At 58.9% G+C, this 26,178-nt stretch carries 17 protein-coding genes; 8 read left to right on the top strand and 9 right to left on the bottom strand.

Going from position 1 to position 26,178, the window contains the following annotated elements; translation table 11 throughout:
• Nucleotides 1–78: 78 nt before the first annotated feature.
• The 5 genes from OKC27_RS06540 to hisIE all read left to right on the top strand — a co-directional run bounded on the left by OKC27_RS06540 (nucleotide 79) and on the right by hisIE (nucleotide 8,955).
• Nucleotides 79–1,188: a response regulator gene (locus OKC27_RS06540; protein WP_182939654.1), complete on the top strand. Its 1,110-nt coding sequence runs from the start codon at nucleotides 79–81 to the stop codon at nucleotides 1,186–1,188.
• The gene (locus OKC27_RS06545) at nucleotides 1,181–3,331 is read left to right on the top strand and encodes a PAS domain-containing protein (protein ID WP_182939653.1); all 2,151 of its coding nucleotides are present in this window, start codon (nucleotides 1,181–1,183) and stop codon (nucleotides 3,329–3,331) included. The genes OKC27_RS06540 and OKC27_RS06545 overlap by 8 nt, the downstream gene beginning before the upstream one ends.
• Complete coding sequence (locus OKC27_RS06550; RefSeq protein ID WP_182939742.1) at nucleotides 3,331–7,278, top strand: PAS domain S-box protein; 3,948 nt, start codon at nucleotides 3,331–3,333, stop codon at nucleotides 7,276–7,278. Before OKC27_RS06545 ends, OKC27_RS06550 begins: the two co-directional genes overlap by 1 nt.
• A gap of 169 nt (nucleotides 7,279–7,447) precedes the next feature.
• On the top strand, nucleotides 7,448–8,221 hold the full coding sequence (gene hisF / locus OKC27_RS06555) for an imidazole glycerol phosphate synthase subunit HisF (protein WP_042655750.1): 774 nt from the start codon (nucleotides 7,448–7,450) through the stop codon (nucleotides 8,219–8,221).
• Nucleotides 8,222–8,334: 113 nt separating this feature from the next.
• Nucleotides 8,335–8,955 (top strand): bifunctional phosphoribosyl-AMP cyclohydrolase/phosphoribosyl-ATP diphosphatase HisIE, encoded by a 621-nt coding sequence (gene hisIE / locus OKC27_RS06560; RefSeq protein ID WP_269475378.1) that lies wholly within the window; start codon nucleotides 8,335–8,337, stop codon nucleotides 8,953–8,955.
• A 33-nt stretch (nucleotides 8,956–8,988) separates the two neighbouring features.
• On the opposite strand, the gene OKC27_RS06565 is transcribed toward hisIE, so the two are convergent.
• Entirely contained in the window at nucleotides 8,989–10,503 is a 1,515-nt protein-coding gene (locus tag OKC27_RS06565; RefSeq protein WP_182939652.1) for a KAP family P-loop NTPase fold protein, read from the bottom strand.
• A gap of 358 nt (nucleotides 10,504–10,861) precedes the next feature.
• Here OKC27_RS06565 and OKC27_RS06570 point away from each other — a divergent pair, with 358 nt between their 5' ends.
• Nucleotides 10,862–12,151 (top strand): sensor domain-containing diguanylate cyclase, encoded by a 1,290-nt coding sequence (locus OKC27_RS06570; protein ID WP_182939651.1) that lies wholly within the window; start codon nucleotides 10,862–10,864, stop codon nucleotides 12,149–12,151.
• Nucleotides 12,152–12,245: 94 nt separating this feature from the next.
• On the opposite strand, the gene OKC27_RS06575 is transcribed toward OKC27_RS06570, so the two are convergent.
• The gene (locus tag OKC27_RS06575) at nucleotides 12,246–13,868 is read right to left on the bottom strand and encodes an acyl-CoA synthetase (protein WP_270806018.1); all 1,623 of its coding nucleotides are present in this window, start codon (nucleotides 13,866–13,868) and stop codon (nucleotides 12,246–12,248) included.
• 668 nt (nucleotides 13,869–14,536) lie between these two features.
• Here OKC27_RS06575 and OKC27_RS06580 point away from each other — a divergent pair.
• Nucleotides 14,537–16,063 (top strand): YfcC family protein, encoded by a 1,527-nt coding sequence (locus tag OKC27_RS06580; protein WP_182939649.1) that lies wholly within the window; start codon nucleotides 14,537–14,539, stop codon nucleotides 16,061–16,063.
• Nucleotides 16,064–16,133: 70 nt separating this feature from the next.
• Here the strand turns inward: OKC27_RS06580 and OKC27_RS06585 are convergent, their stop codons facing one another.
• A complete protein-coding gene (locus tag OKC27_RS06585) occupies nucleotides 16,134–16,322 on the bottom strand; it encodes a hypothetical protein (RefSeq protein ID WP_040069812.1) in 189 nt (62 codons plus the stop codon).
• A gap of 503 nt (nucleotides 16,323–16,825) precedes the next feature.
• Between OKC27_RS06585 and OKC27_RS06590 the strand changes: the two genes are divergently transcribed.
• Nucleotides 16,826–17,365 (top strand): glycine zipper 2TM domain-containing protein, encoded by a 540-nt coding sequence (locus tag OKC27_RS06590; protein ID WP_042062616.1) that lies wholly within the window; start codon nucleotides 16,826–16,828, stop codon nucleotides 17,363–17,365.
• A gap of 125 nt (nucleotides 17,366–17,490) precedes the next feature.
• Here the strand turns inward: OKC27_RS06590 and xdhC are convergent, their stop codons facing one another.
• The 6 genes from xdhC to OKC27_RS06620 all read right to left on the bottom strand — a co-directional run bounded on the left by xdhC (nucleotide 17,491) and on the right by OKC27_RS06620 (nucleotide 26,145).
• Complete coding sequence (gene xdhC / locus OKC27_RS06595) at nucleotides 17,491–17,976, bottom strand: xanthine dehydrogenase iron sulfur-binding subunit XdhC (RefSeq protein WP_182939648.1); 486 nt, start codon at nucleotides 17,974–17,976, stop codon at nucleotides 17,491–17,493.
• Nucleotides 17,973–18,851, bottom strand: a complete 879-nt coding sequence (xdhB, locus tag OKC27_RS06600; RefSeq protein WP_182939647.1) for a xanthine dehydrogenase FAD-binding subunit XdhB — start codon at nucleotides 18,849–18,851, stop codon at nucleotides 17,973–17,975. The genes xdhC and xdhB overlap by 4 nt, the downstream gene beginning before the upstream one ends.
• Nucleotides 18,844–21,162, bottom strand: coding sequence for a xanthine dehydrogenase molybdenum-binding subunit XdhA (gene xdhA / locus OKC27_RS06605; RefSeq protein ID WP_270693871.1), 2,319 nt, complete (start codon nucleotides 21,160–21,162; stop codon nucleotides 18,844–18,846). Before xdhA ends, xdhB begins: the two co-directional genes overlap by 8 nt.
• 403 nt (nucleotides 21,163–21,565) lie before the next feature.
• On the bottom strand, nucleotides 21,566–22,867 hold the full coding sequence (locus tag OKC27_RS06610; RefSeq protein ID WP_197931153.1) for an NCS2 family permease: 1,302 nt from the start codon (nucleotides 22,865–22,867) through the stop codon (nucleotides 21,566–21,568).
• Nucleotides 22,868–23,252: 385 nt separating this feature from the next.
• Complete coding sequence (guaD, locus tag OKC27_RS06615; protein ID WP_042062623.1) at nucleotides 23,253–24,569, bottom strand: guanine deaminase; 1,317 nt, start codon at nucleotides 24,567–24,569, stop codon at nucleotides 23,253–23,255.
• A gap of 52 nt (nucleotides 24,570–24,621) precedes the next feature.
• Nucleotides 24,622–26,145 (bottom strand): nucleobase:cation symporter-2 family protein, encoded by a 1,524-nt coding sequence (locus tag OKC27_RS06620; RefSeq protein WP_182939646.1) that lies wholly within the window; start codon nucleotides 26,143–26,145, stop codon nucleotides 24,622–24,624.
• Between the last annotated feature and the right edge of the window lie 33 nt (nucleotides 26,146–26,178).

Raw genomic sequence — 26,178 nt, forward strand, 5'->3', positions numbered from 1 at the left:
AGATCGCGCCAAGTCCCTACCCATTGGTAACAATTGACTCTACACTCGAACTCATTGCGACACTGTCACGGAGCGCTTATGTTCACATCTCACTCCGCCACCATCCTGATTGTCGATGATTCTCCCGAGAATCTGATGGTGTTGACCGACCTGCTCTCTCCCACCTATCGGGTGCTGGCCGCTCAGAGCGGAGAGAAGTGCTTGCGCATTGCCAACAGCAAAACCGTGCCCGATCTCATCTTGCTGGATGTGATGATGCCGGGCATGGATGGCTATGACGTCCTCAAACAGTTGCACGCCAACCCGCAGACCAGCACCATTCCCGTGGTGTTGCTGACCGCCCTGGCCGATCCCCGGAGCGAGGAGTTCGGTCTCTCTCTCGGGGCCGCCGACTACATCACCAAACCCATCAAACCGACCATCGTCCAGGCACGGGTACGTACCCAGCTGGATGCCAAGCGGGCCCGTGACGGGCTGCAGGATCAAAATGCCGCGCTGGAAGCGGAAGTGGCCCGCCGGATGACCGAGAATGATCTTATCCAGCAGGTCTCCATTCGGGCGCTGGCTCATCTGGCAGAAATCCGCGACCCCGAGACCGGCAACCACATACTGCGCACCCAGGGCTACGTGCGGCAACTGGCTTGTGCGCTGGCCAGTCACCCCCGCTTTAGCGATACCCTGACGCCTCGTTACATCGATCTGCTGAGTCGCTCGGCCCCTCTGCACGACATCGGCAAGGTGGGGATTCCCGATCACATTCTGCGCAAGCCCGGCAAGTTGACCGCAGAGGAGTGGGACGTCATGCGCACTCACGCCAAACTCGGCAGCGACGCCATCGAGCAGGCAGAACAAGACATAGAGCAACCTCTGGCATTCCTCACCCTGGCCAAGGAGATTGCCCACTGGCACCACGAGAAGTGGGACGGCAGCGGTTACCCCGATGGACTGAAGGAGGATGCCATTCCCCTCTCGGCAAGATTGATGGCGCTGGCTGACGTTTTCGATGCCCTCATCAATGTCCGCGTCTACAAACCCGCCATGCCTTATGAGGAGGCCAGGACCCTGATCCTCTCGGGGAGCGGCCAACATTTCGATCCGGATGTGGTGGCGGCGTTTGACAGCCATTTCGAGCAATTTGTCGCCATCGCCGAGCGCTATCAGGATGACAGTGAGGCGACGCATGGCTAAACAGCCTCCGTTTACCCGCGCCCATGTCCTCAATGTGGTACTCACCTATGCTGCGGTGGCCAGCCTGTGGATCCTGCTCTCTGACAAGGCGGTGGAGTTACTGTTTCGCTCACCGGCCCAGTTTGCCCTGGCCAGCACCCTCAAGGGCTGGCTGTTTATTCTGATTACGGCGTTCATGCTCTATGCCATGCTGCGCCGACGTATCGATCAACCCACGGTGAGCAGCCGCCTCTCCAGACGCCAACTGCGCCCCTTTATCCTGCTCAACAGCTTGATCATGGTACTGACCGGCATGGCCATCGCCCAGAATCTGGGACAGACCCGGGACAAGGAGGTTGCCCTTATCGAGGCTATCGCCGATCTTAAAAGCACACGCATTACCGAATGGCTCGAAAACCGGGAACAAGATGCCCGCCAGCTCATTGAAAACCCGCTTTACACCGGACTGCTTTCCCGCGCTGACAGCCCGGCCGGACGTCAGCAATTGCAGGAACGCCTCATTGAGTTTGTCTCCTTGCGCGGATTTGATGGCGCCACCCTGTTTGGACCGGATCAACAGCGGTTGCTCAGCACTCCGTTAGCCGGTGACATGACCCCTCCTTTGCGCGAGGCGCTCAAGGGACTTGAAGCCGGCAAGATCCTGCGGGTAGGCCCCTATCTCGATGCCCGGTCACAGCCCAGGCTCGACTTTGTCGCACCGTTGCCCGCCGGTACGGGCCCTCTCTCCTTCATCGTGCTGCAGACCAACGGCAGCGACTGGATCAACCAGATCCTCAGAAGCTGGCCCATTCCCGACAGCAGCGGTGAAGCCATGCTATTTCGCCAGCACGGCGAACAGGTGCAATATCTCAACGATGTTCGCTACCGGCCCGGCTCGGCGCTCACCCTGCAACTGCCGCTGCAGCAAAAGGAGCTGCTGGCCGCCCAGTTTTTGCGCCAGCATGACAAAACGGGCGGTCCCCGGCTCTTCTTTGGCAAGGACTACCGTGATATCGCGGTATTTGGCACCATCACCGGGGTGGTTGGCACCGACTGGTATCTGCTGGCCAAGATAGACAGATCCGAGCTCAATCAGTCCGCCCTCCGGGAGAGCATCTGGATTGTGTTGACTGGCCTGCTGGTGCTCTTCATCGCCAACACCGGCATCATTTTGTTGCGTCAGCATACACAGCTGCAAATCGCCGAGCAGGTACGCCACTCCCAGGCGGGTCGATTGCAGGCACTGCAACTGCTCTCCGCCATTGCCGACAGTTCGGAAGATGCCATCTTCGCCAAGGATAAGGAGGGCAAATACATCCTGTTCAATCGGGCTGCTTGCCAGTTTGTGGGCAAGTCACCCGAAGAGATCCTGGGACAGGATGACCTGGCCATCTTTCCCCCCGAACAGGCACAGATGCTGATGGAGCTGGGACGCCAGGTGATCGCCAGCAACAAGGTCGAAACGCGGGAAGAGTACCTGACCCTGCCAAGCGGTGACCGGGTATTTCTCGCCACCAAGGGACCACTGCAAGGCAGCGATGGCGAGGTGATCGGCATCTTCGGCATCTCCCGCGACATCACCGACTTCAAGCGCGCCGAAGCCGGATTGCAGGAGCGGGAGGGGCTGTTTCGCGCGCTGGTGGAGCAATCTCTCGCTGGGATCTACATCATTCAGCGGGGAGAGCTTAGCTATATCAATCCGGGCTTTGCCCGTCTGTTTGGCTACCCCTCCACCCACGCCCTGCTCAGGGTGGGGACCCTGCCCGCCCTGATCAGCCCGAAAGACAGCGCCAGAGTGGCGGAACAACTGCAGCACTGCGAGCAGGAGGAGTGCGAGATCCACACCCGCTTCACCGCGCTGCATCACGATCAGCAGAACATAGAGGTAGAGCTCTACGGACGGCATGTGGACTACCGCGGCCAGCCCGCCGTACTCGGCCTGTTGCTGGATGTGACCGAGCGGGAGCAAGTCGAGCAGGCGCTGACCCGACAGGCCATGGAGCTGCGTCAGCAGAACAGCGAACTGGAGCGTTTCAACCGGGTGATGGTGGACAGGGAGCTGGCCATGCTGGCACTCAAACATCAGATCAATGAGTTGTCACGCCAGATCGGACAGCAACCACCCTATCCACAGGCACCACCGCCCCCCGAGGAGTCCCTATGATGCAGTGGCTCGGCGCATGGCAAAAACGAGGGTCTCGGCAACAGTGGGGAGCATGCCTACTGGCTCTGCTGCTGCCACTGTTGATGCTGCAGCTCAGGATCCAGCTGCCCATCGCCTTTGGCGAGCGGCCCCTGCTGGTGCTGTTCATGCTACCCATCATTGTCTGTGCCCTGCTCGGCGGCCTGCTGCCGGGTCTGCTCAGCACCCTGGTGACGGCCCTGATCACCACCTACTACGTGCTGCCGCCGCTGCATCAGCTCGCCATCGGCATGGGACAGGATCTGGTGCAATGGGGGATCCTGATTGCCAACGGTGTCCTCATCAGTCTGCTCAGTGCCGCCATGCACAACTCGCGGGCCAGAGAGATCCAGCGCTGGCAGGAGTTGCTGAGTACCCAGTCCCGCCTGCAGCAGAGTGAAACCCGTTTCCAGGCGACCTTCGAGCAAGCCGCAGTGGGCATCGCCCTCGTCTCTCCCGATGGCAAGTGGCTGCGGGTCAACCAGCGTTTGTGCGACATGGTGGGCTATCAGGCCGACGAGTTGATGAACATGACGTTTCAGCAGGTCACTCATCCGGACGATCTGTTCATCGACCAGTCCTATGTGGCCCAGATGCTGGCGGGGAAACGCCCCCACTACACCCTGGAGAAGCGCTACCTGCGCAAGGGCGGCGAGGTACTCTGGGTCACCCTGACAGTGGCGCTGGTCAGGGATCTCAACGGCGAGCCAGACTATTTCATCTCCATCATCGAGGATAATCAGCAGAGCAAGGAGACCGAAGAGGCCCTGCGCCGCAACGAGGTGATCTTGCGTGAATCCCAGCACCTGGCCAAGATAGGCAACTGGCGCTGGCACATTGCCGACGATACCCATTTCTGGTCGCAGGAGATCTACCGCATCTATGGCCGAGATCCCGCGCTGCCGCCAGCCATCTATCCGGAAGTGAAAAAGTATTTCAGTCAGGAAGGATGGCGCGCTATTTCCCAGGCCGTAGAACGCTGCCTGCAAGACGGTCAGCCCTACGAGTGCGACGCCGAGGTGCTCCACGAGCACGAAGGATCTGTCTGGATCATTGCCCGGGGAGCGGCGCTGCGCAACAGTGACGGCACCATCGTCGAGCTGTATGGCACCGTGCAGGACATCACCGAGCGCAAGCTGGCCGAGCAGCAGTTGCTGCATAATCAGCAACTGGCGCTCGATACCCAGCGCCGTGCCCGTCTGGCGGCGCTGAATCTGATGGATGATGCCATCAGCGCCCGTATCAAGGCCGAAAGTACCAGCGCCGCCCTGCGGGAAAGCGAACAGCGGCTGCTGATGGCGCAGGAAGGGGCCCATGCAGGTATCTGGGAGTGGGAGATCCCGAGCGGCAGGATCTTCTTCTCGGCCGAATGCGCCCGTCTCTATGGCCGCAGCGTGGAACAACTCGGCCATTTCAATGACTGGCAAGCCTGTCTGCATCCCGATGATCAACCCCGCATCGCCGCGCTGTTGGCCCAACTGCCCCAACCGCCCCGCCCGCTGGATCTCGAATTTCGTATTTTGCTGCCAGATGGCAGCGTACGCTGGATCAGCAGCAAGGGCAGCGTCTATCGGGATGCACAACAGCAACCGCTACGCCTGCTGGGCATACACCTAGACATCACCGAGCGCAAACAGGCCGAGCAACAGTTGCGCCAGCTCTCGCTGGCGCTGGAGCAGAGCCCTGACGGCGTTTTTATCACCGATATCGACTCTCGCATCGAGTATGTCAATGCCGCCTTCCTTGCCGCCAGCGGCTATCAGAAGAGCGAAGTGATAGGCCAGACCCCCTCTCTGCTGCGATCGGGGCTCACCCCGCAGGCGACCTATGTGGCCCTGTGGGATGCCATCAAGCATGGTCAGCGCTGGCACGGTGAGTTTATCAACCGACGCAAGGACGGCTCCCACTATCAGGTGCTGGCCACCGTCTCCCCCATCCGTCAGGAGAACGGCGAGATCAGCCACTTTGTCACCGTGCAGGCCGACATCACGGAGAAAAAACAGCTCGGCGAGGAGCTGGATCAATACCGCTACCATCTGGAAGAGATGGTCAATGAGCGCACCTTGCAGCTGGCGCAGGCTCACCAACGCGCGGAGAGTGCCAACCGCGCCAAGAGTGCCTTCCTTGCCAACATGAGTCACGAAATTCGCACCCCCATGAATGCCATCCTGGGTCTCACCTACCTGCTCAAGCGAGATACCCCCGACGGCACCCAGCATGAACGGCTGGAAAAAATCGACAACGCCGCCCAACACCTGCTCAGCATCATCAATGACATCCTGGATCTCTCCAAGATAGACGCGGGCAAACTGGCGCTGGAGCTGGACGATTTCTCCCTCACAGCCATGCTGGACAACGTCAGTGCCCTGATGAGCGAGCAGGCCAGAGCCAAGGGGCTCACCATCATCATCGACATCGGTGACACCCCCGCCTGGGTTCATGGCGATATCACCCGACTGCGCCAGGCACTGCTCAACTATGCCGCCAACGCCATCAAGTTTACCGAGCAGGGGTCAATCACCCTGCGAGTGCGGGTACAGCAACCGCTGCCAAGCGGCTATCTGCTGCGCTTTGAAGTGGAGGATACCGGCATCGGTATCAGCAAGGAGCAACGGAAAAAGCTGTTTCAGGCCTTCGAGCAGGCCGATGTCTCCACCACCCGCAAATACGGCGGTACCGGACTCGGGCTCGCCATTACCAGTCGGCTAGCCGCCCTGATGGGGGGCGAGGTGGGTGTCAGCAGCACACCGGGCAAGGGCAGCCTCTTCTGGTTTACTGCCCGGCTGTCCCCGGGGCGCGGTGAGCCACAACAACCCGCCCCCCTTGAGCAGACGGTGCAACAGACGATCTATTTTGCCAACCATGCGAGGGTGTTGCTGGTGGAGGACAACGCCATCAACCGCGAGGTGGTTCTGGAGCTGCTCAACAACAGCGGGCTGGTGATTGAAACCGCAGTCAATGGTCAGGAAGCACTGGAACGTGTCAGCCAGCACCCTTTCGATCTCATCCTGATGGACATCCAGATGCCGCTGATGGATGGCTACAGTGCCACCCGTGCCATCCGGGCCCTGCTAGGCTGGGACAAGGTGCCTATTCTGGCACTCACCGCCAGCGCCTATGAAGAAGATCGCAAGGCGTGCGAGGCGGCAGGCATGAATGACTTTATCGCCAAGCCCGTGACCCCGGCCAAACTGTTCGAGGCGCTGCGGCTCTGGTTGCCCGCGGCCGCCTCACCCCTTCAAGAGACTCGACAAGCGGCCAGCGACCCCCTGCTGCCCCCGCTCGTCAGGCTGCAGAGCTTGCCGGGGATGGATCTCGCCGCCGGACTCGCCAGCCTGCAGGGCAATCAGCCGAAATACCTCGCCTTGTTGCGCCATTTCACGCTGGAACACAGCCAGGATATGGCGCAATTGACCCGGTTGCTGCAAGCACAGGATCAACAGGCTGCCCGCCGACTGGTGCACACATTGCGCGGCGTTGCCGGTACCCTGGGGCTGACGACGCTGGCCGACCTTGCTTTGCAGCTCGAACATGCCCTTGCCCGGTCTCCCGACACCCGGGGTGAGCTGATGGCGCAGATCTCTTCGCTACTAGCCCAACTGACCCGGCAACTGGGGGATGTAGAAACCGAACCTGCCAAGGCCGCCTCTCCGGCCAGTCACCATCAGCAGCAACAGTGGTTGCGCCAGATGGAAGGACTGCTGCTGCAAAGCGACACGGCCGTTATCCCCCTGTTCGAACAGCATGCCGACAGCCTGCTGGTAAGCCTGGGCCCCAAAGGCCCCTTGCTGGCAAGGCAACTGCGAGGCTTCGACTTCGATGCGGCCCTGCTGACCCTGCGCGCCCTCCACGGCGACGATGTGACGGCCAAGGTGACCAGTGGCCGCCCATCCGGGACGACAAAGAGGGATAAAGGGTTGAATCACTGAATAAAGTCATGCATATAGTGGTGGTTCCCCCGGCAAGCACGCACCTCAAACCGCGTCTTTTTCCACAACGGATCCCGCTGTGAAAGCATGTCATTGGCGTTACCCGCCTGACCTGGAAGTCAGTCGGCAAACATGATGTTTTAACCGTGCGTTACATGGAGCAACGAGCATGTTGTCAAAGCGTATTATCCCCTGTCTCGACGTCAAAGATGGCGTGGTGGTCAAGGGAGTGCAATTTCGAAATCATGAGGTGATGGGCGGCATTGTCGAGCTGGCGCGCCGCTACGCCGAGGAGGGGGCTGACGAGCTGGTGTTCTATGACATCACCGCCTCCAGCGACGAGCGGGTGGTAGACAAGAGCTGGGTAAGCCGGGTGGCGGAGGTGATCGATATTCCCTTCTGCGTCGCCGGTGGCATCAAAAGCGTGGAGGATGCCCGCCAGATCCTCGAATTTGGTGCCGACAAGGTCTCCATCAACTCCCCGGCGCTGGCCGATCCGACCCTCATCAGCCGGTTGGCCGAGCGCTTTGGCGTGCAGTGTGTGGTAGTGGGGATCGACTCCTACTTCGATGCCGAAACGGGCCACTATCAGGTCAAACAGTTTACCGGTGACGAGAGCCGCACCCGCACCACCGCCTGGCACACCCTCGACTGGGTGCAGGAGGTGCAAAAACGCGGCGCGGGCGAAATCGTGCTGAACGTGATGAATCAGGACGGCATGCGCCAGGGTTATGATCTCGAGCAGCTCAAACTGGTGCGCAGCGTCTGCAAGGTGCCGCTGATTGCCTCCGGCGGCGCCGGTGCCATGGAGCACTTTCGCGATGCCTTTACCCTCGCCGATGTGGACGGAGCGCTGGCCGCCTCGGTGTTCCACAAGGGCCTTATCCCCATTCCCGAATTGAAACGCTGGCTGAAAAATGAAGGAGTCGCCATCCGTGAATAATCAAGAGATTGCAAACCAGATCCCGCTCGTGGAGCGGCTCGACTGGGCTAAGTGCAAATGCGCCATGATCCCCCGCCCTGAGTGCCGGTCTGATAATAGAGGAGCCGATTCCCGTGCATAATTCCAGCTCATTAATTAAACAGCTCGACTGGGCTAAGTGCGACGGCATGATCCCCGCCATCGTCCAGCACGCCGCCAGCGGCGAGGTGCTGATGCAGGGCTTTATGACCCGCGAGGCGCTGGAAAAGACCCTGGCTACCGGTCAGGTCACCTTCTTTAGCCGCAGCAAACAGCGGCTCTGGACCAAGGGTGAAAGCTCGGGCAATGTGCTCAAACTCGTGGCCATCAGCACCGACTGCGATCAGGACTCCCTGCTGATCGCCGCCAACCCCGTCGGCCCCACCTGCCACAAGGGGACAACCTCCTGCTTCCATGGTCACCCGGTGCCGCCCCTCGGTTTTCTGGCTGAACTGGAGCAGGTGCTGGCCGCCCGCAAAGGGGCCGATCCGGCCACCAGCTACACCGCCAGCCTCTACGGTAAAGGCACCAAGCGCATCGCCCAGAAGGTCGGTGAAGAAGGTGTCGAGGTAGCGCTGGCCGCCATGGCCAAGGATCGGGAGGAGCTCATTAACGAATCCGCCGATCTGCTCTACCACCTGACCGTGCTGCTGCAAAACGAAGGACTGGGATTACAGGATGTGGTGCAGCGACTTTATGAGCGGCATAATAAATAAACTGATAATAAAGCCGGGATTTCCCGGTTTTATTTAGTCAAGATGTACAGCCAGCTCGACTAAGTTCTTATAGGTTGTTAAACGTCGTTCCAATAGTGATAATTCTTTTTCTACCAAAAGAGAACTCTCTTTCACAGTTAAATCCCGCCTTCTTTTGGAGTACTCTCTCGCTAACGAATTAAATTGATAAGAATACCCACTATCAGAATTCGGATGAACAATGCTATTGTAAGACATAATTAATAGCTCCCTTAAAGATATTAAATGCTCGGCATCTCTGAATGGATTAATATATCGTTCATTATCAGACACATCAATGTAGTAACCTATAGCACTCCTAGCCTTTATAAAACACTGAAAGTATTGTTCTCCATACTCATTTGTAAGTGCATTAAACCCTTTCAGCTTAGGATGATTATCTGTCGTAGGCATTTTGCCATCCGCTACAGCACGATAATCTTCATTGTTTTTCTCGCATAGAGAGAACAGATAGACAAGAAAAATCAGATTTAGTGTGCAACCTTCGTAATTAACGATGGAAGCGATCGTTCTATCAAGCACTTGTTCTGTTTTTCTTAAACTCAATAAAAAATGATCACAGACAGCTGTCAATATATTTACCAATACTTGGCTATCCGTTATCTCTGGCCATACATTAACATGTTCAAGCTGCAATTTTTTATCTGATATTGCCTGCTGAATGAACTCTCGCCGAGAGATACTGCCTAACGTAAATCGTCTATGGAAAAATCGCCCAAGATAGCTTTCTGCATCGAAACCTTCGCCATAAATGACCTTGATGGCATGCTGTAACTGCTCAGTATCTGTTGCCAGTACAAATACTACACCCTGAATATCAAAGATATGCTTGATGGTCTCCAGCATCTCTACCGCATAAGAGGGGCGACAGCGATCCAGTTCATCAATCAAAATAAAAGCAGGATAATCCAGCTTTCCTTTACCTAAAACAACAGCGCCTGCCACCCATTGCAGTATCTCTTGTTTAAGATACTGAATAGATTCATAACGCTCCTTCTGATTGCTACATAACGCATCGACCAGCTGATTGGCATCCTCCCCTTCCAGAGAAAAATCCTCATCCTCCAAACCTGCTTTTTTGATTGCCGCTTTCAGCACCAGTTTGCCACCGACCTTAAATAATCCCAGTAGCCGCTGACGCATTCCTTCTGGAATCGGGTTTTCTTTTCCCGCAATCATTTTTAACTGGTCGATAATCGACGAAATAACCGTCAATAAGGGATCATCAGAAAAGTCCTGCTGCCAGGCATCGATATAGACGGTGGGATAGTGCGCTTTCAGCTCCATATACCAGCGCTTGATAAACCAGGTTTTTCCCGCCCCCCACTCGGCATTGAGGTTAAGCACATAGTTGCGCTGCTTGCCTTCGGCGGCAAGGTAGTTGGTCAGAAATTCGGCATAGCGGGCGCGATCCAGCCGATCACCGGCCAACTCCTCCACCACACCGTCAATGGCCCCCGGCCCGTCCCACTGAACTGCGTCATCCCATTTAAACGGTGCCACTGCCATCTCCTACCTCCCCATGTTGCGTTGCAAGGGATGATATCAGGGACACAGTGAAAACAGTTTGATTAAAGACCTGTTTGTTGCCCTTTGTGCCACTCGGGCTGGTGCATTTGAGTGCCGGTCAACTTCTCTGCTGATGGCCCACGATGCCGGGCCGATATAAGGGGAAGGGAGATCAGAATAGCCACGGACTCAGCTGATTTCTTTTGACCTCACCAGCGATGACAACCGTGTGACATGGCGCAGAAGCTGCGGAAATAATCGCGAAATATGTGAGGATCAGTGCTTAATTTAAAGCAGTTGATACAGATTGGCCCCGTATACAACCGACCCGGAACAATGACCAAGGATGGCCAGCCCCATGAAGGATGAACCCTTCTCTACCCGATTGCAGCATGAGCTGGATCACCTCAGGTCCGTCTTTAACGAGATGGGCGCTTACCTCTTTACCAAGGATCTGGATGGCCGTTACACCTATGCCAATCAGGCGGTGCTGGATCTCTTTGGCTGTACTCTCGATGAGCTGCAAGGCCAGGATGACACGTCTTTTTTTTCCTTTGAGGAATCCAACGCTATTCAGCAAAACGATCGACAGGTGCTGGATCAGCAGATCGCCATCGCCCGGGAAGAGGTCAACTATCTCAAACCCACAGGTGAGAAACGAGTCTACTGGACCGTAAAGAAGCCCATGTATGACAGGGATGGCACGCTGATCGGCCTGTGCGGCATCTCCACCGATATCACCGAGCACAAGCTGATCGAGACGCGTTTGGCAGAACAGCACAAGTTGCTGGAGATAGTCCTCGCCAACGTCGATGCCCATATCTATATGAAGGACAGCCTGCACCACTTTCTCTACGTCAATCAGAAAGTGTGTGGCCTGCTCGGTCTGCCTGCCGAGCAGATCATCAACCGGCGCGATGACGAGGTGATCCCGGCGGCCAGCGCGTGCCAACTGTGGCGGTTGGACAACCGGGTCTTCGAAACCGGTGAGCTGCAAGCCGGGGAAGAGACGCTGACCGATAGCGAGGGCAATCAGCACTACTACTGGTCGGTCAAGGTGCCCTTTTTGCTGGCCGATGGCACCCCGACCCTGATCGGCATCTCCTCTGACATTACCGAACTGCACCAGCTCAAGGAGCAACTCCACCAGCAGTCGGTGCGCGATGGCCTTACCGGCCTCTACAACCGCCGTTTCTTCTTCGAGATGTGCGAGAAGAACCTCAGCCTGAACATCCGCCACCACCTCAGCTCGGTGCTGATGGTGCTGGATGTGGATCAGTTCAAGTGCATCAATGATCGCTACGGTCACCCGCTAGGGGATCAGGCGCTGGTCCATCTGGGCAAGGTGATGCTGTCGGTGCTGCGCAGCGAGGATGTGCTGGCCCGGATCGGCGGCGACGAATTTGCCATCTTGCTGCCCAACACCACGCTGTCGGCGGCAACCTGTCTGGCCGAACGGTTGCGCCAGCAAGTGATGCAAAGTCCGCTCCCCCTGCCAAATGGCGATGTGCTCATCATGACCATCAGCGCCGGTCTGGTGGAAAATAGCGAGGGGGAGCTGATGGAGAGCCTCTACGCCCGCGCCGATCAGCTGCTCTATCAGGCCAAGCAGACTGGCCGCAATTGCGTTGCCTGCAAGGCAGGCTAGCCAAACGACGGGAGGGCCTGCGACCCTCCATTCTCCTGCTGTTCTCCCTCACATCGATGGGCCCCGCTGGCGCTGTCACGGAGCTTGTTGAGCGCTATCCCAGCTGTTTGCGCAGCACAAACTTTTGCACCTTGCCGGTAGAGGTTTTCGGCAAGGGGGTGAAGATGATGCGCTTGGGGGCCTTGAAGTGGGCCATCTGCTCGCGGCAAAAGGCTATCAGCTCCGCCTGGGTGGTTTCTCGCCCCTCTTTCAGTTTCACGAAGGCGCAGGGCACCTCTCCCCATGTCTCATCGGGCATGGCGATCACCGCCGCTTCGTCAACATCGGGATGGCGATAGAGCACATCTTCCACCTCCAGACTGGAGATATTCTCGCCACCGGAGATGATGATGTCCTTGGATCTGTCCTTGATCTCCACATAGCCATCCGGGTGCCACACCGCCAGATCACCGCTGCGAAACCACCCCTCCGCCATCGCCTCGGCGCTGGCCGCGGGATTTTTCAGATAGCCCTTCATCACCACATTGCCGCGCAGCACGATTTCGCCCATGGATTTGCCATCTTTGGCCACCGATTCGCCGCTGACCGGATGAACCACCCGCATCTCCCCCTGCAGAGGGGATGCGACGCCCTGCCGTGCCTTGAGACGCGACAGCGTTGTTGCATCCTGTCCTTGCCAGCTTCTTTGCGGTTCGCACAACACGCAGGGGCCATAGGTTTCGGTCAGGCCATAGACGTGGGTCACGGCGATCCCCATCGCCTCCATGCCGGCAATCACGGTGGCGGGCGGCGCAGCGCCGGCAGTCATCACCTTGATGGGGTGATCCAGCCCCTGCTTGAGCGCCGGATCGGCATTGTTGAGCATATTGAGCACGATGGGCGCCGCGCAAAAGTGGCTCACCTTGTGCTCGTGCAGCGCGTCATAAATAGCGGCCGCCTGCACATGGCGCAGGCAGACACTCACCCCAGCGGTGGCCGCCAGCGTCCAGGGGAAGCACCAGCCGTTGCAGTGAAACATCGGCAGCGTCCAGAGATAGACGGGGTGTTTGGGCAGCTCCCAGGAGAGCACATTGTTGATGGCGTTGAGGTGGGCACCGCGATGGTGATAGACCACCCCCTTGGGATTGCCGGTGGTGCCGGAGGTGTAGTTAAGGGAGATAGCCTGCCACTCATCCTCTGGTAACCAGCCGGGCTCATCGCCGTTACCAGTGGCCATAAAGGCCTCATAGGTCAGTTCGCTGACAAGCGCCCCTTCCCGGTAGAGGGGATCGTCGATGGCGATGACCAACGGTTGGCTCTCCAGCAGATCCAGCGCCTTGCGCACCACAGGGCCAAACTCCCTGTCCACCAGCACCACCTTGCTCTGGGCATGCTGGAAGATAAAGGCCATCGACTCGGCATCGAGCCGGGTATTGATGGTGTTGAGCATGGCGCCGCTCATCGGCACCCCGAAGTGCGCTTCAAACATCGCCGGAATATTGGGCGCAACGATGGAGACGGTATCCCCCTCCCCGATGCCGCTAAGCCGCAGGGCCGAGGCAAGCTGACGGCAACGGCGGGCGGTCTCGCCCCAGCTCTGGCGCAGCGAACCGTGGATCAGCGCCGGATAGTCGGAATAGACCCGCTCCACCCGCCCCAAAAAGCTGATGGGGGTCAGGGCCTCGAAATTGGCGGCGGTTTTGGCAAGGTCACGCTCATAGATATTCTGCACTGTCATCAGGTTCCTTCCTCACGGGTGGCACACAACGGGCTGTTTCGGGATCATTCAGAGATCAACAAGCGACATGGGCATCCTGCCCGTCGCTGGTCTCTTATGGGGATGACAGCCTAACAGTGAGCCTGTGGCGGCAGGTATTAGCAAAACGTCTTAGAGGGGGGGTAGCCTCCCGTCAAACGGGCCCCCCGCTCTTCGTTGCAAACAAATATTTCATTACGGGAAAGCGTGCCATTTTTTTCACAGGCTGTTTTTGGCGAATAGCGAAAACTGACGACACCTGATTATTATTGAATCAAAAACGTCTTATCTGATATTTCATTCATCTCGAAGCACACTATTTTCATGATTTTTATTTAAGGCCAGTTACGTAGGTCGTGAACTGAAATAATTATTGCATAATGCTGTTCATTTAATACCAGCTGTCAAACTTGTGACAAATATATTCTGTGAGCCATCCCATAAAGCGAGCACTGCGCCATGTTCATCCCACCGCGCACGGGTTACGGTTACAGCGTGAAACAATCTACCGGATGTTCAATATCAGGCCAGATTTCTCGCCAATCACTACGCAATCCACAGTGAATTTGCGTATTCGAGATATATGACGCAGAAACCCTATCGACCCGATATTCCGCCGAGCCCAAACCTGCTTTATCAAGGAGCATTTTATGTGTGCCGTGCCGAATACCAAGCCACGCAGACAATTCCCCACTGCGTTTACTATTCTGTTTCTTATTATGTTGCTGGCCATCGCGCTGACCTGGATAATTCCGGCGGGCGCCTATGCCAAACTCTCTTATAATCCGGCCAGTGAAAGCCTGATGGTCAATAGCCCACAGGGTGACATTAGCCGCATACCCGCCACTCAGGACGCGTTGGCAAAACTCAATATCAATATTGCGGTGGAACAATTTACCAACGGAACCATCCGCAAACCCATCGCCATTCCCGGCACCTATGCCCGGTTGGAGCAGGCACCCAAGGGGCTCGGTGACGTGGCGGTCAGCATGGTCAAGGGCACCATCGAGGGGGCGGATATTATCGTCTTCATTCTGGTGCTGGGGGGGCTGATCGGCGTCATCAACAAGACCGGTGCCTTCAGTGCAGGGCTGGTCGCCCTCTCACACAAGACCCGGGGCAACGAGTTCCTGTTTGTGGCGCTGGTCTGCTTGGTGATGGCGCTGGGAGGCACCACCTGCGGACTGGAGGAAGAGGCGGTCGCCTTCTACCCCATACTAGTGCCCATCTTTCTGGCGCTCGGCTATGACTCCATCGTCTGCGTAGGGGCCATCTTCCTCGCCGCCTCCATGGGCACCACCTTCTCCACCATCAACCCCTTCTCGGTGGTGATCGCCTCCAACGCCGCCGGCATTCCCTTTACCGAGGGACTGATCTTTCGCGCCGTTGGCTGTCTGGTGGGCACCCTGGTGGTGATCGGTTATCTCTACTGGTATTGCAAGAAGATCAAGGCCAACCCGGCCTTCTCCTACACCTATGAGGACAGAGGGAGCTTTCGCGCCCGTTTTCTCAAAGAGGGCTCTATGGACGAAGGGGTGCCCTTCACCCTGCGCCGCAAGATCATTCTGACCCTGTTTATCCTCGCCTTCCCGCTGATGGTGTGGGGCGTCTCCATGGCGGGTTGGTGGTTCCCGCAGATGGCGGCCTCCTTCCTGACCATCGCCATCATCATCATTTTTATCTCGGGTCTCAAAGAGAAAGAGGCGGTCGAGGCCTTCACTCAGGGGGCGTCGGAGCTGGTGGCGGTCTCGCTTATCATCGGGCTGGCACGGGGGGTCAATCTGGTGCTGGATCAGGGGATGATCTCGGACACCATTCTGGCATACGCCTCCGATCTGGTCTCCGGCATGCACGGCGCCGTGTTCGCGGTGGCACAGATGTTGGTGTTCACCCTCTTGGGGCTGGTGGTGCCCTCCTCGTCGGGGCTGGCGGTGCTCTCCATGCCCATCATGGCGCCGCTGGCGGATACCGTGATGATCCCGCGCTATATCGTGGTGTCGGCCTACAACTGGGGGCAATACGCCATGCTGTTCCTGGCCCCCACCGGACTGGTGCTGGTCACTCTGCAGATGCTCGGCATCCAGTTCAACAAGTGGGTCAAGTTCGTGCTGCCCATGGTGGGCTTTGTGTTGGGATTTGGCGCCCTGATGCTGGTAGCGCAAGTGATGATGGCCTGATAGGCCAGCTGACGCGGTAATACATGAGTGACAACACCCCGTGCCTGGCGCGGGGTGTTTTTATTCAGCTTTAGTGGCGTACCCGCCCCTGCTGGCGGAAGCAGTAGAGTTTGAGGCTGATGTCAGCGATATCGGCGGGAAGCTCCTCTCCCTGCTCAGCTAGGGGCCGGTAGAGGGATGAGAGCAGACGTTCGGCCTGCTGCGCCGTGATGATGTTGGCCTGGATGGCCGGGGTGATCCAGCTGGGTAACATTGACATATCTCCCCCTCGTTGATCCGGTGACCTCGGGTGAACATCTTCATATCAGGTCTTACGCGGCTGTCTGCCAACCCGTTCACCCTTGCCTGCCACTTAATCAAAGCAAAATGCTTGCCGTAATCTCTTATCGGCATCTGCTCAAGGGGGCTATAGCCATTTATCAACCAGTTGGCGCCGATCCCGGACCACTGATATCCGCTTTCATGGCAAATGCCTGACCAACAGTCGTCAGCATTTTGCCGCTCTTGCCTTCTGCCCGCGAATGTCATTGCAAAATGCGACTCGAATTGCTCCTTGTTGCACTAACAGAGCCCGCCACGCGCCGGAAACTGGTCACTTTCAGCGCATTGTCGCCAAAGCCAGACACTTTTTCTGGGTGGCTATTTTTTGACCTTGCCAGCAGTTGTCGCAGAGCCGCCCCCCTCGCCTTGTCCGGCCAACCGGTTATGACAAGATGGCACCAGATTGGAACAGCCCGTATGGGTATGCAGGAGAACCATAAAATGAACAGATCCATGATGGCCGGTATCGGTATTGGCATCGCCTCGGCCCTGGCGCTCTCGGCGGCAGCCAGTGGCTCCCTCTTTACGCCACAGCCCACCTTTGCCGAGGTGATCGCCAGCAAGCCGATCACCGAGACCATCAAGACCCCCAGACAGGAGTGTCGCAATGTCACCGTGACTCACCGCAAGCCGGTACAGGATGAGCACAAGATCCTCGGCACCGTGGTCGGCGCGGCGCTGGGTGGCGTGGTCGGCCACCAGTTTGGCGGCGGCAGCGGCAAGAAGGTGGCCACCGCAGCCGGAGCGGTTGCGGGGGGTTATGCCGGTAATCAGGTGCAGGGCAATATGCAGGCGGGGGATACCTACACCACCACCGAGCAGCGCTGCAAAACTGTGCAGGATAGCAGCGTCAACACCATCGGTTATGACGTGACCTATCGCCTCGCAGGTCAAGAGGGAGTGATCCGCATGAAGCAAGCCCCCGGCGCCACCATTCCGGTCAAGGATGGCAAACTGGTGATCGACCAGCCAAAAGTGTGATGTCTCCTGGCGCCAGTCAGCAGCAGGCCCGCCTCTTTCGAGGTGGGCCTGTGGTTTTTGGGGCGGCTTGATTTCCTTTTTTCAAACAACGGCGCGCACCACTCACGGTCACGGCCCCCGAACTATCACTCCTTGCAGCACTTTTTCACCGCCCGCACCACGTTCTGATAACCGGTGCAGCGGCAGAGGTTGCCTGAAAGCCCGCGGCGGATCTCCGCATCGGTCAAGGGGCGGCGCTCGGTCTTGTCGAGCAGGGCCGCGCTCGCCATCACGAGGCCAGGGGTGCAAAAACCGCACTGCACCGCCCCCTCGTCGATAAAGGCCTGCTGCACGTCGGAGAGCTCATTGCCTTTGCGCTCCCCCTCCACGGTGCGAATGGATTTGCCATCGGCCCAGACCGCCAGATAGAGGCAGCTGTCGATGGCGGTGCCATTCACCCGCACGGTACAGGCGCCACACTCGCCGACACTGCACCCCTCTTTCACGCTGATAAGCCCCTGCTGACGCAGGAAATGAAGCAGCGACATGGTGGGCGACACCGCATAGGAGTAGGGTTTGCCGTTGATTTCGCACTGGATCTCTACGGCGGGACAGGTTTGCGGTTGCATCATAGGATCTTGCCTCCGGCACGTTCGACTGCGCAGGCGACCACCCGCTGCGCCAGGGTTTTGATAAGGTGCAGGCGAAACTCCTTCTCTGCCCGCCAGGAGGAACGCGGCGCCACATCGGCCACCACCGCCTCGGCAATCGCTGCCAGTGTAGCGCGAGTCAGCGGTTGCCCCTCGGCCGCGGCTTCCGCGTGAGGGGTGCGCACCGGAGTCGGAGCCGCCACGCCATAGGCCAGCCGCAGACTCTTGAAGTGGCCATCCTCAATCTGGCAGTAGGCGGCGCAGCCGATGGTGGCGATATCCATGGCACCCCGCATGGCGTATTTGAAGTAGTGGGATCCCACATGGGGGTGTGAGTCCGGGGCAAAGTGAAACGCCACCAGGATCTCCGCCGGTTGCAGCGCCACCTTGCCGGGGCCGGTGTGAAAACCGGCGATGGGGATGCGGCGTGTGCCGTCTGGCCCGGCAATTTCCAGCTCGGCTTCCAGCGCAACCGTCGGCGCCGCCGAGTCGGCACTGGTGGCACCGTTGCAGATATTGCCGCCATAGGTGGCGACGTTGCGGATCTGCGGCCCGGCGATGGTGGCGGCCGCCTCGGCCAGCATCGGCAGGCGGCGCTGCACCAGCTCGTTTTCGATGATCTCGGTAAAGGTGGTGCCGGAGCCGATACGGATCGACCCATCAGGCAACTCGCTTACCCCTTTAAGCTCGGGCAAGTCGTGAATATCGACGATATGGCGGTAGGCGGCGTTGAGGTGATGAAGCTGGATCATCACATCGGTGCCACCGGCCAGCAGGCGCGCCTCGGGGTCGGCCTGACGCAGGGCGACCGCCTCGGCCACGCTGTGCGCCTTGTAGTAACGGGCAATATCAAACATGGTGTTGCTCCTCCCCTGAGCCCTCGCCAATCAAACCCGCCGCGACAAACTCCCGAAACAGGGTTTTGGGGGTGATGGGCAGCTCGTTGATGGCCACCCCGGTCGCCATGCGAATGGCGTTACGGATAGCGGGGCCCGGCGAGATAATGGGCGGTTCCCCCAGTGATTTGTGGCCATAGACCGACTGGGGCTCATAGGTCTGCACGAAGTCGCATTCGAGTTCGGGCAAGTCCAGCATGGTGGGGAACTTGTAGTCGAGCAGGTTGGGGTTACGTACCACGCCGGTCTTGGCGTCGATGATCATCTCCTCAAACAGCGACCAGCCGATCCCCATCCCCATGCCACCGTGCACCTGCCCCTCTGCCAGCTGCGGATTGAGGATCTTGCCGGCATCGTGCAGGTTAATGATGCGATTGATGGTCACCTTGCAGAGATCGATATCGACGCTGAGATCGACAAAGGTACAGCCGAAACTCGGCGGGTTGGTGGTGGTCTTGTGGGAGACCTCGGCGGTGATCTGGCCGCCGATGGTGAGGTGGTAATAGGCGTTGACCGACACCTCGGCCACGCTGATCAGCACCTTGTCCGGCGCACCGGCCAGCACCACATAACCATCGATCAGGGTCAGGGATCCCACATCCTGATGGCAGAGCTGGGCTGCAAGCGACAAAATGCGGGCCCGCAGTTGCAGCGCCGCCTGATGGATAGCGGGGGCCGCCACATAGCTCTGGCGCGAGGCGAACGAGCCCGGATCGTAGGCGGTGATGTCGGTATCCTGAGTCGAGATGACCCGGATCTGCTCAAACGGGATCCCCAGAGTCTGGGCCGCCATCTGGGCAAAGACGGTATCCGACCCCTGCCCTATCTCGGTGGCGCCGATCTGCAGATTGACGGTGCCATCCTGGTTGAGCAGCATACGGGCACCGGCAATTTCGACCCCCACCGGATAGGTATTGGAACCGTAGCTAAAGCACGCTACCCCGATGCCACGCCGCACCCGGCTCGCCGGATCCTGCCCCAAGCACTCGGCCTTGAGCCGATCCCACTCGAACATCTCGCGACCACGCAGCAGGCAGTCTGGCAGCCCCGCGCTGTAGATGGTCTTCTGGTTGACCTGATTGACATCTCCTTCTCGCGCCACGTTGGCGATCCGCACATCGAGCGGGTCTAACCCCAACTCGGCGCAGGCATCATCCAGCATGCACTCGAGGGCAAAAATCACCTGCGGCGCGCCGTAACCGCGCATGGCACCGGCAGTGGGCAGGTTGCTGTAGAAAGTCTTGGCGTCATAGCCGAAGGCGCTGCGCGGATAGAGGTAACTGATCTTGTTGCCACCAGCACTGGCGATGGAGTGGCCGTGAGAGGCATAGCCGCCGGTGTTGGAGAGTACATCGAGCTGATAGCCCTTGAGGGTGCCGTCGCGGTTGAGGCCCATCTTGCCGTCGATGGCAAAGCCGTGACGGGTGCGGGAGGCGAAGAAGCACTCCTCCCGGCTCAGGGTCACCTTGACCGGTACGCCGCCGAGCTTGTAGCTCAAAAACGCCGCCATCGGCTCTTCCAGCACATCCTGCTTGTTGCCAAAACCGCCGCCCATATAGGGCTTGATCACCCGCACGCTGGACCAGGGCAGGCCGAGGGACTTGGCCACCCGGCTGCGCACTATCTGGGGGATCTGGGTACTGCTGACGACGATGATGTGGTCCGGCTGATCCATGTAGGCGTAGCAGGTCACCGTCTCCAGATGGCAATGCTGCACCACTGGCGTCCGATAGTGTGCCTGAAACTGCAGATCTGCCGCCGCAATGGCCTGCTCCGGATCATTGGCACGAAGCTGGCTTTGGCGCAGCAGATTGCCGCTCGGGTGGATGGGATAGGCACCGTCGGCCAGCGCGCTTTGGGCATCCGTCATCACCGGCAGCGGCTCGTAGGTCACCTTGACCAACGCGGCAGCCTTCTCGGCAACCAGCGGATCGCGCGCCACAACTATGGCGACCCCATCACCAAAGTGACGTACATGGTCGGTGAGCAGGCGGCGGTCTTTCACATCCCGCTTGGCCTCATCGAGGGACCAGGCGTGGCCGGCGGTGCGAAAACAGGTGGCGGGCACATCTTCATGAGTAAACACGGCTTCGACCCCGTGCAGGGCCAGCGCCTCGGTCGCATCGATGGCGAGCACCTTGCCGTGGGCGATATTGCTTCGCACATACTTGGCGTGGCGCATCCCGAGCATGATGTTGTCATCGGTATAGCGGGCGCTGCCGGTCACCTTGGCCTCGGCATCCACCCGCTTGAGCGGTAATCCTATGGACATATGCAAGTCCTTTTTTCGAAGGGAAAAATCTGGAACCGGCATAAAAAACAGCAAGATATGCGCCTGTTTCCCACCATCGTCAGGACAATGGGGAGAAGTGTGAAGGGGATCCCATCTAACCCGCTTTTGTTGGCCCATTGCGAGTGACCAAGCACTGCTCCTGAACACATGGGGCGCATCGGCGGTGAAAAAAGCGGCATGGCGAGGACAACAAGGGCGAGAGCCTATCAATCTGGTAGGGGGATTTATCAAAATGGTACCGCGATGACACCACCCAACTGCGGAGACTACCGAGGCGTGATAGCACGCGTGGGCGGGCTGAGCGCCGCAGACATAAGCAGATATAAAAAACGCAGGCATAAAAATGGGGCCGCCAGTGCGACCCCAAACGGGAGGGTTATCCCTAAATAGCCCACCCCCCAGCATAAAAGAGCACCAGCGCCAGGGCGATGACCACGGTGCCGACGTTGAGCTTGTGCCACTCCTTCGAGCAGATGCGGCCGATCACCAGCGAGCTGAAGCCCAGCATGATGCCGGTGACGATGTTGCAGGTAAGCACGATAAAGACCGCACACACCAGCCCGGACATGGCGCCGACAAAGTCATCGAAATCGAGCTTGGTGACATTGCTCAGCATCAAGAGCCCCACATACATCAGGGCTGGCGCGGTGGCATAGGCCGGCACCAGATAGGAGAGCGGCGAGAGGAACAGCATCAGCAGGAACAGGCCGCCGACCACGGTCGCGGTCAGGCCGGTTTTGCCCCCCGCCGCCGTGCCTGCTGCCGATTCGATATAGACGGCAGCCGGGGCCGCCCCCACCAGACTGGAGAAGATGCTGCTGACCGAGTCGGCACTGAGCGCCTTGCCGCTGTTGATGATGTGACCATCTTTATCGAGCAGGTTGGCCTGCCCCGCTACCGCCCGGATGGTGCCGGTGGCATCAAATACCGCCGTCATCACCAGCGCCAGCACGCTCGGCAACACCAGCGGCGAGAGGGCCCCCATGATATCCAGACTGAAGATCAGGGACTGACCTTGCGCGTCCGAGAGGCTCGGCAGGGCGAATAGCCCCTGATACTTCACCGCCGGATCGAAAATGAGACCAAAGATGGAGATGGCGATGATCACCAGCAGGATCCCCCCCGGTACTTTCAGCTTCTCCAGCCCGAAGATCACCGCCAGGCCGATCAGGGACATGATGACCGGCATGGAGGTAAAGGCCCCCAGCGCCACCGGCAGCCCCTCCAGCGGGTTCTTGATCACCAGCCCCACCCCGTTGGCGGCGATGAGCAGCAGGAAGAGACCAATCCCGATACCGGTGCCGTGGGCAATCCCCATCGGCAGGTTGTCGAGGATCCAGCTACGCACCCCGGTCACCGAGATGGCGGTAAAGAGCACCCCCATCAGGAAGACGGCGCCCAGCGCCACCGGGATCGGGATCTGCTGCCCCAGCACCAGACTGAAGGCGGTAAACGCAGTCAGCGAGATGGCGCAACCGATGGCCATCGGCAACTTGGCCCAGAGCCCCATCAAGAGCGAACCGAAACCCGCCACCAGGCAGGTGGCGACAAACACGGCGCCGGGGGGAAAGCCTGCCTTGCCGAGCATGCTCGGCACCACGATCACCGAGTAGACCATGGCGAGGAAGGTGGTGAGACCCGCCAGTACCTCCTGTCTGATATTGCTGCCCCGCTCGCTGATCATAAAGTAGCGATCAAGTGCCGTGAGCGGCTGTTGCTGCGATGCGCTCTGGCTGGCGTCACTATTCGCCTGCCCTTCCACGCTGTTAATCCTGCTGTTTGCTTGGGTCATACCCAACTCCTTCACACGCGCCTGAATGTTCCATGACGAAATGGCGGCAGGATCTGCGGATCTGTCGATGCCAGCCTGTGCAGTGACAGCCTGAAGCGACAGAGAGACCAGGAGAGGCAGCTTTGACTCAAACGTTTGCCTTGCTGGTCAAAAAACCGGGCCATTTCACCTTCTGTTGCGGGGAGATCCCCTGTCGTGCCGCGGAACCGGCGCCCCCGTTGGAGTACGCCAGCCTCCGTATTCTGCGGGGCTGCGCCGAGGCAGCACCCTCTATTCCCTACCCCCGTTCGTGTACCAGTTGGCCATCCACATAGGTGCGGTAGATGGACCTGTCATCCCCCAGGGTCAGCAACACAAAGAGCTTGTCCCGCAGGGTGGTGGAGTTGTCATAACGCAGCTGCTGCAACGGGGTGGCGACCGGGTCGAGCACCACGAAATCCGCCTCCTTGCCCACCGCAAAGCTGCCGATCTTCTCGTCAAGCCCGAGCGAATGGGCCCCGCCCAGCGTGGCCAGATAGAAGGCCTGATAGGCCGAGAGCCGCTCGCCCTGCAGTTGCATCACCTTGTAGGCCTCGTTGAGGGTCTGCAGCATGTTGAAGGTGGTGCCCGCGCCGATGTCGGTGCCCATCCCCACCTTCACCTGCTTGCGCCACGCCTTGTGCAGCTTGAACAGCCCACTGCCGAGATAAAGATTGGAGGTGGGGCAGAAGGCGATGGTGGAGCCGGTCTCTTTCAGGCAATCCCACTCCTGCTCTTCCAGATGGACGCAGTGGGCAAACACGCAGTTGTGGCCGGTCAGCCCGTGCTGGTGATAGACATCGAGATAACCCTTATGCGCCGGAAAGAGGGATTTCACCCAGGCGATCTCGTCCTTGTTTTCACACAGATGGGTGTGCAGATAGGTGGTGGGAAACTCTTCGCGCAGTCGCCGCGCCATCGCCAGCTGCTCGGGTGTCGAGGTGGGTGCAAATCGTGGTGTGATGGCATAGAGCAGGCGACCGTTGCCGTGCCAGCGCTCGATAAGCGCCTTGCTCTGCACATAACTGCTCTCGGCGGTATCGAGCAGATAGTCGGGCGCATTGCGATCCATCATCACCTTGCCGGCGATCATCCGCATATTGATGCGGCTCGCCGCCTCGAACAGGGCATCCACCGACTCGGGGTGGACGGTGCCGAACACCAGCGCCGTGGTGGTGCCGTTGCGCAGCAGCTGCTTGATAAAGAAGGTGGACATCTCGCGGGCATATTCGAGGTCGTTGTAGCGCCGCTCGGCCGGGAAGGTGTGGCGGTTGAGCCACTCCAGCAGTTGCTCGCCATAGGCCCCCACCATCTCGCTTTGGGGATAGTGAATGTGGGTATCGACAAAACCCGGCACTATCATCTTGCCGCGGTAATCGCGCACCCGCACCTCGGCCGGAATGCGATCCTTGCCCTCCTCCCACTGACCGAACCAGTCGATGCAGCCGTTGCGAATGATCAGCAGGCCATCCTCGATAAGACGGGCATTGGCCTCAATCTCCTCGGGCTGATCCACCACCCGGGTGATATCGAAGAAGCTGCCACGCACCGCTTTGACAGAGTTGTCGTTTTTCATAACCGTTTCCCTGTTTTTCTTGTTCTGTTGACGTTTTTTGTCGGTTTAACCGTCAGATCCGTTCCACTTGTGGCACCACCGCTTGCCCGGGCACTGGCTCTGGTGAATCCTCACCCTTCCTGCCCCCTGGCTGACCCGCACTGCGGGCGGTAAAGATCACATCCGGTTTGTCGCTCAGCTGGATCACCTCCACTGCCTCGGCATCCTTGATAGCCGCCTTGCGCTTGCGGCTTTGCGGCAACACCAGATTCATGATGATGGCGGTGATGCCGCCAGCGCAGATGGGGTTCTCCACCAGCATGTAGATACCCGCCGGCAACACCTTGAAGACGTTCGGGTCGTAGGAGACGCCGAGCCCCAACCCCAGCGAGGTGGCAACAATCAGGGTCTCGCGCCGATCGAAGCCGTGACTGATGATGATGCGACCACCGGCGATGGCGATCATGGAGAACATGATGACCATGGCCCCACCCATCACCGGCGACGGTATGGTGGTGAAGAAGCGCCCTACTACAGGGAAGAGCCCCAGCAGCACCAGCATGACGGCAATAAACTTGCCCACATGACGGGATGCCACCCCGGTCATCTGGATCACCCCGTTGTTCTGGGCAAAGGTGGTCAGAGGCAGGGAGCCGAGTGCCGAGGCGATCACCGATACCAGACCGTCGGCCAGCACGCCGCCGGAGAGGCGTTTTTGAAACTCGGGGCCCTGGATCTCCCGCCGGGAGACCATGGCGGTAGCGGTAATGTCACCCACTGCCTCCAGCACGCTCAGCAGATAGATGGTGCCCGCCAGCAGAAAGGCGTGAAAATCGAAGGAGAAACCGTACTTGAACGGAATTGGCACAGTGATAAGCGGCAGGTTCTCAAGGGCAGAGAAATCCACCATGCCGAGCATCAGGGCCACCGCATAGCCCACCATCAGACCGATAGCGATCCCGCTCATGCGAAGCAAGGGGCTTCGGCTGCAGTTGAAGGCGACGATGACGCAGAGCACCAGCAGCCCCAGCCCGATGTTCTCGTATTTGCCAAAGGTGCCGCTGCTCATGGCGGAGAAGCCGCCGCCAAAGTCGATGATCCCCACCTTGATAAGGCTCAGACCAATCATCAGCACTACTACCCCGCTCACGGTCGGGGTGATCACCCGCTTGAGATAGGGCAATACAAAGGAGGAGCCCATCACCAGAAAGGCGCCGACAAAGGAGACCCCGAGCAGGGTCGAGACAATCAGCTCCTCGTGGATACCATCTTTCTTCATGGCGCCGCCGAGCGCGATCATCACGGTCACGAAGGAGAAGTTGACCGACTGGATGGAGAGCAGCCCCGAACCGATGGGGCCATAACGATTCACCTGCAGCCAGGTGCCGATACCGGAGGCGATCATCGCCATGGAGACCAGATAGGCGGTGGTCTCGGTGGAGAGGCCCAGCGCGCCGCCGACAATCAACGCCGGGGTCACCATGGGAACAAAAATCGCCAGCAGATGGGTCACTGCGCCCATCAGGGTTTGATAAAACGGGGGTTTGTCTTCCAGCTCGTAAATAAGATCAGAGTGCTTGCGTGTTGTTTTAGACATCGTGTTTGTCCCATCACACAGAATGGAGGCGGA

It is taken from the genome of Aeromonas sp. QDB62, assembly GCF_027705695.1.
GTDB classification, from domain to species: Bacteria; Pseudomonadota; Gammaproteobacteria; order Enterobacterales; family Aeromonadaceae; genus Aeromonas; species Aeromonas allosaccharophila.